The organism is Methanocorpusculum vombati, assembly GCF_026891935.1.
Lineage (GTDB): Archaea > Halobacteriota > Methanomicrobia > Methanomicrobiales > Methanocorpusculaceae > Methanocorpusculum > Methanocorpusculum vombati.
The window spans coordinates 1-8,271 of sequence record NZ_JAPTGC010000027.1; the positions used below are offsets into that span (position 1 = coordinate 1).

At 52.0% G+C, this 8,271-nt stretch carries 9 protein-coding genes and 1 pseudogene; 7 read left to right on the forward strand and 3 right to left on the reverse strand.

Features of this window, described 5'->3' with window-relative positions; genetic code table 11:
• Positions 1-1,753: pseudogene (locus O0S09_RS09650) on the reverse strand (hypothetical protein); the annotation flags it as partial.
• Positions 1,754-2,944: 1,191 nt separating this feature from the next.
• Here O0S09_RS09650 and O0S09_RS09655 point away from each other — a divergent pair.
• The gene (locus O0S09_RS09655; RefSeq protein WP_268923771.1) at positions 2,945-3,376 is read left to right on the forward strand and encodes an FKBP-type peptidyl-prolyl cis-trans isomerase; all 432 of its coding nucleotides are present in this window, start codon (positions 2,945-2,947) and stop codon (positions 3,374-3,376) included.
• 133 nt (positions 3,377-3,509) lie between these two features.
• The gene (locus O0S09_RS09660) at positions 3,510-4,661 is read left to right on the forward strand and encodes an aldo/keto reductase (protein ID WP_268923772.1); all 1,152 of its coding nucleotides are present in this window, start codon (positions 3,510-3,512) and stop codon (positions 4,659-4,661) included.
• A 12-nt stretch (positions 4,662-4,673) separates the two neighbouring features.
• On the opposite strand, the gene O0S09_RS09665 is transcribed toward O0S09_RS09660, so the two are convergent.
• Complete coding sequence (locus O0S09_RS09665; RefSeq protein ID WP_268923773.1) at positions 4,674-5,249, reverse strand: flavin reductase family protein; 576 nt, start codon at positions 5,247-5,249, stop codon at positions 4,674-4,676.
• A 35-nt stretch (positions 5,250-5,284) separates the two neighbouring features.
• Between O0S09_RS09665 and O0S09_RS09670 the strand changes: the two genes are divergently transcribed.
• The 5 genes from O0S09_RS09670 to surE are packed head-to-tail and all read left to right on the forward strand — an operon-like array spanning position 5,285 to position 7,531.
• Positions 5,285-5,542, forward strand: a complete 258-nt coding sequence (locus O0S09_RS09670) for a PspC domain-containing protein (protein ID WP_268923774.1) — start codon at positions 5,285-5,287, stop codon at positions 5,540-5,542.
• 6 nt (positions 5,543-5,548) lie between these two features.
• Positions 5,549-6,148 (forward strand): DUF5591 domain-containing protein, encoded by a 600-nt coding sequence (locus O0S09_RS09675; RefSeq protein WP_268923775.1) that lies wholly within the window; start codon positions 5,549-5,551, stop codon positions 6,146-6,148.
• The gene (locus O0S09_RS09680; RefSeq protein ID WP_268923776.1) at positions 6,149-6,526 is read left to right on the forward strand and encodes a YigZ family protein; all 378 of its coding nucleotides are present in this window, start codon (positions 6,149-6,151) and stop codon (positions 6,524-6,526) included.
• A 24-nt stretch (positions 6,527-6,550) separates the two neighbouring features.
• Complete coding sequence (locus O0S09_RS09685; RefSeq protein WP_268923777.1) at positions 6,551-6,739, forward strand: hypothetical protein; 189 nt, start codon at positions 6,551-6,553, stop codon at positions 6,737-6,739.
• The gene (gene surE, locus O0S09_RS09690; protein ID WP_268923778.1) at positions 6,740-7,531 is read left to right on the forward strand and encodes a 5'/3'-nucleotidase SurE; all 792 of its coding nucleotides are present in this window, start codon (positions 6,740-6,742) and stop codon (positions 7,529-7,531) included.
• On the opposite strand, the gene O0S09_RS09695 is transcribed toward surE, so the two are convergent.
• Positions 7,519-7,878 carry a hypothetical protein gene (locus O0S09_RS09695; RefSeq protein ID WP_268923779.1) on the reverse strand — a complete coding sequence of 120 codons (360 nt, stop codon included), beginning with the start codon at positions 7,876-7,878 and terminating at the stop codon, positions 7,519-7,521. The genes surE and O0S09_RS09695 overlap by 13 nt on opposite strands.
• Positions 7,879-8,271: the final 393 nt, after the last annotated feature.

Here is an 8,271-nt window from a genome sequence, read left to right on the forward strand (position 1 = left end):
TTTCCATGTTGCCGTCACCCTCTGCGGGAGGTGCCGGGGGTGCGGGCGGTACCGGCTCCGGTCCTGGTTCAGGACCAGGGTTCGTCAAGTTTCCGATGTATGCCCAGTTACCGCTGTAGAACTCAGAGTGGGTTGCGGCGGCACGAGTACTTCCACTTGGGATAATCTCTATTCTGATCGGGTTGCCTTCCGGATAATACATCCAATTCCACGTGGATTGATCGGTAGAGTTGGTGATGGTGAGCAGAGTTTGCTGTGGCGGGAAGCCGTCTCCAGAGTGGGTGTATCCTACCCCTACTACTGCCGGTGATGCAACAGTGATGTTGTTCCAGTCAATTGCAGGTCTCACGGTATCCCGATTAAACGCCCACACCTGTGTATTTCCATCGATGGTGAGATATACTCCATATTGATTCGGAATATACCCACTCCCAATTCCATGTGATCTGGGACCGGCAACAGCGATAACCGGTTCAGTACTGGTGATGGAGATATTTGTATTACCATTACCCTGACGTATTCTCCCCACACCAATGGCAGGTCCTCCATGTCCATCTCCACCATATGCACGAACTTTCGCCGAATCCGTAATGGTGATCGTTTGTTCATAACTACTATCTGACCATTGTCCACCTATCCCTGCACCATAGCCACCCGCATGTGCTTCAACCTCGGCGTTCCCGCGAATAGTTATGGAAGTCCACCCGGCATTATCCCCGCCTCCAATTCCGGCGCCTGCAAAGGAGATCCCATCATATCCGCCAGACGCAGTAATTTTTCCTCCGGATATATCGATGATTCCCCCTGTAACAATTTCACCTCCACCGATTCCAGCAGCGCGATCTCCCCCATATGCCGTAATGGTACCGCCGGATATGGAGATGCAAACACTATTTCCGCATCCAAAATTAGAATCAGTTGACCCGGTCCCGATTCCTGCACCACTACAAAAACTCCCACTCCCACCATGAGCAGTTAGAGTGCCATTACGAATTGAAATATTTCCACTATATTCCCAACCACTACCAACAACACCGCCACCGCCCACTCCTGCACCTCCCCCAGATGATGATGGGGGACTAGAGGGATTCCCCCCCTTAGCATGAATCGTTCCCGCGAATGTATCGGAAAGAAGGATGGATCCAAAATCCCCACCATCCGGATTGACGTGCTCTCCACCAAACCCGTTTCCGCCGATTCCTGCACCACCACCTACAGAACTGGATCCGTTACCCCCTGTGACATTCAGTGTACCGGAACCCTGAATCTCCACACTACCGCTTCTTTCCTCTGACCAGTTACCGTCATCCTCCCACCCTGCTTTCACTTCAATTGCCGCACATCCAGTCCCGCCTTGCAACGTATTTTCCCCGGTCACCATGAGAGTCACCTTTGCCCCCGCGCCATCGTCACTTGCATGAACAGATAATGCCGGAGCATTCGATGGTGTTATCGTCACCCCCGAAAGGATAAGCGTGCAGGATCCACTTTCTACCGTGATGTTGTTGGTCCTAGAACTACCGGTTACCGTAAGGACATGATCCTCGCCATTCCATGGAGTGAACGTCGAACCCTGTTTGTAACCACTCTCATTTATAAGAAGAACTCCTGTTGAAATATCAATACTTGTATCGGCTGCAGCGATTCCTGTTGTACAGATAAACAGGAGTACCAAAATTGCAAATACCCTGTACTTCCGTCTCCCGGCACAGTTTTTGCTGAGAGAGGTAATGCTATAATCACGTAAACTCATGATATGAAGTCTCCCGGATCTTCATGGTACACTGTGAAAAATTTTCAGCAGACGGGGAAAGCCATTGAATCCTAAGGTAAGAGGATATTTTCACGAAATTTTTTTACAGCAATATTGGCTGTTCCTGTGAGAATTACACAGAAAATCCGGGAGAATCTGCGATGAAAAATATTCAAAAATGATTGGAATGAATTTTTTTATGTGGGAAGTGATTTTTTCAAAACACCCAATAGCAGCACTATTGGGGGGATTCACCCATTTTCCCAACAAATCAGGGTAGGTATTATATTCTATTATGTACTAAATACTATTACCTTAGGATTCAATCACCTGCGATTTTTTTACATTGATACCCCACATAATCCAAAAATATCGCCTAACTATCAAAATGTCCAATATCCTACAACTACCCCTCGTACATATCCACATACATCTGACAGCACACAATCATCATCGAACGGCTGACCCCGCAAAACATTGGATCGCCTGACAGAAAAAAAAACGTGTCACCGCTGAAGACGGGGTTTCCCAGATATACATCAATGTACCGATCGATGCGGCGACGGCGGGGTATGAAATCTATTTTTATCAAATAATTTTGATGCTGCGGGCGTAATGATTCATATATCTCCAAAGAAAAAACGAACAACTCAGCCCAACGGAAAAACCATACGAAACCTCCCGCAGGCCACTGCGGCCACAACATCATGCCGCAGACAGAACCGTATCACACCAGCCGGACACCCCGGTACAGGAACCACCGAACGAACACACAACACCGAACACACAACACCCGCAAAAAATTCCGACCCTCCCGAAAAATGCTCGTCCACCACTCGCATACTTCCGGGATCCCGTGATATCCTGTTGTTCATATCTGTCACCGAACCTATAAGAACACCAGCCCGAGGGGAAAAAACTTCAACAGAAAAAAAAACCCGCAAAAAAATTCCTCCGCCTCCCCGCCGCAGACCATTGTTTCGTGTTTCGTGTTTTGTGTCTCGTGTCTCGTGACATCACAAGGGTCTGGGAACGTTATGGACACCACCGATCAAACCGGAGTTGCACCTAAATTCGTTTATTACCTGCGAATGATCGTCATTACTCGCATTTCAGCCCATGATTAGGAATAAAGGTACACCACCGATCAAACCGCATACTTGAAATAGCAACCCCGCCCAACAGACCGGTATGTCTGTTACAAACGGCAATACCATACGCGTCCACTATACCGGAACACTTACCGACGGCACCCAGTTTGACTCATCCGAAGGCCGCGACCCCCTTGAGTTCGTCGTCGGCAGCGGCATGGTGATCCCCGGCTTTGACAACGGAGTTCTCGGCATGGAGATCGGCGAAACCCGCACCATTGAAATCCCCGCAAAGGATGCCTACGGCGAAAAGTCTGATGACATGATCGTCGCCATCCCCCGCGGCGAGTTCGGCGAAGGATTCACCGCAGAGATCGGCGAACAGCTCTTAATCCAGCTCGGTGACGGCAACCAGATTCCGGTAACCATCACCCAGATAGACGAAAAAACAGTAACACTTGATGCAAACCACAAACTCGCAGGAAAAGATCTGATCTTTACCGTAACGTTAGTGGAAATTGCCGCAGAATAACATCAGAAATATTCTTTTTTTGCGAAACTGTCCAAAAACAGAGTAACCGGACACATTTATCACATCCCAATATGTGCCATTCCTCAATGAGAAACTTATTGGTATGCCACCCAAAACCTGATCCTCAGGAATTATGATGGACAACCCCTTTGCAAAAAAACTCGGCTTCGGCCTCATGCGCCTGCCGCTCAACAACCCCGACGACATGACTGACATCGACCGCAAAACCCTGCAGAACATGGTCGATGTCTTCATGGAACGCGGCTTCTCCTACTTCGACACCGCGTACGTCTATGGCGGAAGCGAAGAAGCAATCCGTGAAACCCTCGTTAGACGCTACCCCCGCGACAGCTTCACCCTTACCAGCAAACTCCCGATATTTGCAATCTCCACCGAAGAAGAACAGGAAAACGTATTCCAAGAACAGCTTCAGCGTGCCGGCGTTGACTACTTCGACATCTACCTCCTGCATAACGTCAATGTGGAAAACTACCAGACCGCACAAAAGCTTCACACTTTTTCGTTTTTGCAACAGCTGAAATCCGAAGGAAAGATCAAAACGCTCGGCATCTCCTACCACGACAACGCAGAACTGCTGGAGGAAGTACTGAGTGCCCACCCGGAGATTGAGATCATTCTTCTCCAGATCAACTATCTGGACTGGGACAACCCCGACATCCAGTCCGGAAAATGCTATGAAGTTGCCCGGAAACACCAGATTCCGGTCATCGTCATGGAACCGCTGAAAGGCGGAACCCTCGCCGGTGTCCCCAAAGAAGCGGAAAAACTGTTCCGGCAGTACAACCCGGACGCATCCCCCGCATCCTGGGCCATCCGCTACGCAGCAGGACTCGACGGTGTTGTAATGGTACTCTCCGGCATGTCCACCATGGATCAGATGCTGGACAACACCGCATACATGCAGAACTTCGTCCCGCTCAACGACGAAGAACACCGGATTATCAAAGAGGCCGCCGCGATCATCACCGCAAACATTGCCGTCCCCTGCACCACCTGCGGATACTGTCTGGACACCTGCCCGGAAAACATTCCGATCCCGAAGTACTTCTCGCTCTACAACAACAAAATGCAGACCATTGACCTCTTCTACTATCCCCAGCAGCAGTACTACGAAAACTACACCAAAACCTACGGCAAAGCATCCGACTGTATCGAATGCGGTGCGTGCGAGGAGCACTGCCCCCAGCACCTGAAGATTGTTGACCTCCTTAAAGATGTGGCGAAAGCATTTGAAATTCCCGCCCCGCACGAACAGACGGAATAATCCGTTACCCGTTCACTCTTTTTTCCGTTCCTTTCCCGCAGAAAACGCCCTGCCCAGAACCGGCCCCTGTCCCAGATACAGATACTTCGCGTGATCATACGAGAGCGGCCGCATCGCGGTCACATCGATCCTTCCCTTCTCATCAAGAATCCCTTCCTCCGCATGCACCGCAAGGATCTCCGCGATAAACACCGAGTGCGACCCGATCTCCTGCCGCGACACCACCCGGCACTCCAGCGACAGCGGAAACTCCGCAATCATCGGCGCATGTACATGCTCCGCGGGTACGGGCGTGAGACCAAGGTCTGCAAACTTATTCGTTTTCCGGCCGCTCGTGATCCCGAAGTAGTCGGCCTCACGCATCTGATCCTCGGACGGAATATTCATCGTAAACTCTCCCCGTTCGCACAGCGCCGCATGGCTGTACCGTCCGGGCCGTACGGCAATCATCACATGCGGGGGTTCGGACACCGCAATCCCCGTCCATGACACCGCAAGACCGTTCGGCTTTTCGCTGGCATCATAGGTACAGACAACCGTCACCGGGCAGGGCGGCAGAACCGCATAGGCAGGTAACTCACGCTTCATATAACTATATTTTTGCAGCAGGACAATATGTCAGTATGGAAAATACCCTCTACCGTTCTGCAAACAACCGCTGGCTTGCAGGAGTCTGCGGAGGCATCGCCGAATACACAAAAATACCGTCAATACTGATCAGACTGCTCTTTGTCGCCCTGTGCCTTGTTGCCATTCCCATCTCGGTGATTCTCGGCATTTTGATCTACATCGCCGCAATCTATCTTCTCCCTGAAGCCCCGGCCCGCAAAACCATCGAAGATCCGGGTGTTATCGACGCCGAGTTTGAGGTAAAGGAGTAAGACCCGATGCAGGATCATGCACACGATCTCACCGAACCGCCGTTCTATCTTCCGCAGTTTGAACAGGCATACCGCTACATCATCGACGAGTATCCGGTAGCTCCCCGAAAGACGGCAGTCTTCATTCCCTGTGCCGTCCGCAAACCCTACAGCCAAAGCCCGAGCCACAAGCTCTTTCACAAAATGTTCGGCGAGGTGTTCCCGGACACTGATCAGTATCATGTTGTCATCTTCGGCACCTGCGGAACCGTTCCCGCCGAGCTTGAGCTGATGTACCCTTATGCCCACTACCACTACATGCTCGGCAACGTCAGAGACCAGCGCATCAAAGATGACTTTCTCCGCATCGAGACCCGGCGCATTGCCGGATACCTTGAAAAAACGAGGTTCACCTATGAAAAGCGCATCGCCTACTGTATCGGCATCTTCCGCGCCGCAATGGAGGCGGCGGTTGCCGAAACACGGATTCCGGTTGAGATTTATCCGACCCGTCCGGTGATTGCCAAACTCTACGATGCCGACTGCCCGTTTCCGGAAGGAAGTCTTTCCATGCAGGAGTATCTTGACGAGTTCCGCGCAGCACTCATCCGTGTGAGGGATGCCTGAATGGCTGTCCGCGAGGTCTCCGTTGTCCGGCTGGATGAAAAAAAGTCCAAGTTCTACGCACATCTCTATGAGATCGATACCGTCGATGACGTTTTAGAGGTGCGTCAGATTCACGACCGACTCTACAAAAAAGCCGCCCATCACTGCTACGCGATGGTCTGCGGAAACGTCACCGATAGCCGTGCCGACGGCGAGGTCGGATCGCCCGGCCGTGCGCTTGCCGAGGTGATGGAGCGAAACAATCTCGGTTCGCATGTCCTTATGGTCTCCCGCATCTTCGGCGGTATCAAGCTTGGACCAGCCGGCGTTGCCCGTGCGTTCCGCGAAGCCGGTGCCGGCGCGGTGGCGGAGTACCAGAAGACGCGGAAGAAGTTATAGTCCCAGAAAGGAAACAATAGTAGCATGGATAAACTACGCGGATGCCCGATGAGAAACGGCAGTGCCTGTACTGCTGAGGAGTGCCAGTGGTGGAACGATGAGTGGAAAGACTGTGCGGTAAACGTGATGATCCGCTATCTGCGGGCGCAGGATGTTCGTGCAACCTTTGACCACGCGGTTCCCGCCGAGTTCCTCGAAGGCAGCCGGAAATAAATGCGGCCGAAAATTCTTCTCACCAATGATGATGGGGTGAACTCCGGCGGGTTGTGGGCAGCCTACGAGGCGATGTCTGCGTTTGCGGATGTGACCGTTGTCGCGCCGGCGGTTCAGCAGAGCGCGGTCGGCAGATCGATCTCGATCTTTGAACCGCTCCGGATGAACGAGGTACGTATCGGCGATCGGGCGGCTTACAGTGTGGAGGGCAGGCCGACGGACGCGCTGCTGCTCGGCCTCTACGGGCTGAACCTTAAACCCGATCTGGTGGTGAGCGGCATCAATCTCGGCGAGAACATTTCGTATGAGTCGATTACCACCTCCGGTACGGTTGGTGCTGCGATGGAAGCGGCAAACCAGGGGGTTCCGGCGCTTGCCTACTCGCTGCAGATGAGCGATCAGGGCAGTAAGTTCACCGACCCGCGCTGTTCGACCCAGGACTTTTCCCAGGCAAAAGAGGTGGTGGCCCGCCTGACACAGATGTTTCTTGCGTCCGGTCTGCCGAAGAACTGCCATCTGGTAAATATCAATATCCCGGCCTGCCGCATGGAGGGTTACGAGGTGACTACGCTTGGAACACGGTTGTTTGATACGTATGTGGAAATGCGGATTGATCCCCGCGGAAAGCCGTACTACTGGATCAACGGGGATGTGATCTATACGCCTGAGCCGCATTCGGATGTGACGGCTCTCCGGAACAACCGCGTGTCGGTAACGCCGCTGACGCTGGACAATACGGCCTTTGCTGCGTGCGGGGATCTCAAAAAACTGCTTGCGGATCAGGGATTCTGATCTTCCAGCATCTCGCCGCAGCAGGAGCAGAACCGTGCGTCGCCGGGATTTTCCGTGCTGCATCCCGGGCAGATTTTTGTTTTCTTTGCATCGGCTGCGTCGGCGGGAAGTTTTTCCTCTTCGGTTTTGATCTCTGCTAAGATTTTTTGCAGTTTTTCTCCGAGTTCACCGTATTTTTCCGTGCCGTTCTCTGCAACGGCACGTTTGCCTATCTCGGCATATGCGGCGTCGGCATCTTTTTTGAGATTGCTGATCTTTGACTGAATCTCCAGTGTTTTTACGGATTTATTGAGGTCTTCAACGGATTTGTTGAGACCTTTCTTTAAATCACCAAGAAAATCTCCCATGGCTCTTCTCTTTCAACATGGGAAATCTGGAGATATATACTTTTATCTCTGGAGGAATCCGGTATTTTTCGTTGCAAACCTCCCCCGAAAAGAGAGCCTATCCTTAAGTGGAATATCAGGGGTATACGTTGGTACTTTTTTCTGGACATTGTAGGTGAGTGAGTGGTGAGTGGAATACCTGAAAAAGAAAACGCAGATAACGCAGATGCGCCTAACGGCGCTGCTTCGCTCATCGCATTTTCTTAACGCTGCTCGCCATCCCGTCCGAGCGGACGGGCGGCGTTGCTGTCGCAAACGCAGCTAAAAATGCTCGCGAAGCTGGTGCAGGATAAGGAACAAGTGGGAGCTTCGCGAGCATTTGCCGTCGCGCTTGCGACAGCAACGCCGCCCGCC

Bases quoted from the DNA above. Each gene is read 5' to 3' on its own strand.
- O0S09_RS09655 (WP_268923771.1), top strand. From the start codon at position 2,945: ATGTCTGTTACAAACGGCAATACCATACGCGTCCACTATACCGGAACA.
- O0S09_RS09660 (WP_268923772.1), top strand. From the start codon at position 3,510: ATGATGGACAACCCCTTTGCAAAAAAACTCGGCTTCGGCCTCATGCGC.
- O0S09_RS09665 (WP_268923773.1), bottom strand. From the start codon at position 5,249: ATGAAGCGTGAGTTACCTGCCTATGCGGTTCTGCCGCCCTGCCCGGTG.
- O0S09_RS09670 (WP_268923774.1), top strand. From the start codon at position 5,285: ATGGAAAATACCCTCTACCGTTCTGCAAACAACCGCTGGCTTGCAGGA.
- O0S09_RS09675 (WP_268923775.1), top strand. From the start codon at position 5,549: ATGCAGGATCATGCACACGATCTCACCGAACCGCCGTTCTATCTTCCG.
- O0S09_RS09680 (WP_268923776.1), top strand. From the start codon at position 6,149: ATGGCTGTCCGCGAGGTCTCCGTTGTCCGGCTGGATGAAAAAAAGTCC.
- O0S09_RS09685 (WP_268923777.1), top strand. From the start codon at position 6,551: ATGGATAAACTACGCGGATGCCCGATGAGAAACGGCAGTGCCTGTACT.
- surE (WP_268923778.1), top strand. From the start codon at position 6,740: ATGCGGCCGAAAATTCTTCTCACCAATGATGATGGGGTGAACTCCGGC.
- O0S09_RS09695 (WP_268923779.1), bottom strand. From the start codon at position 7,878: ATGGGAGATTTTCTTGGTGATTTAAAGAAAGGTCTCAACAAATCCGTT.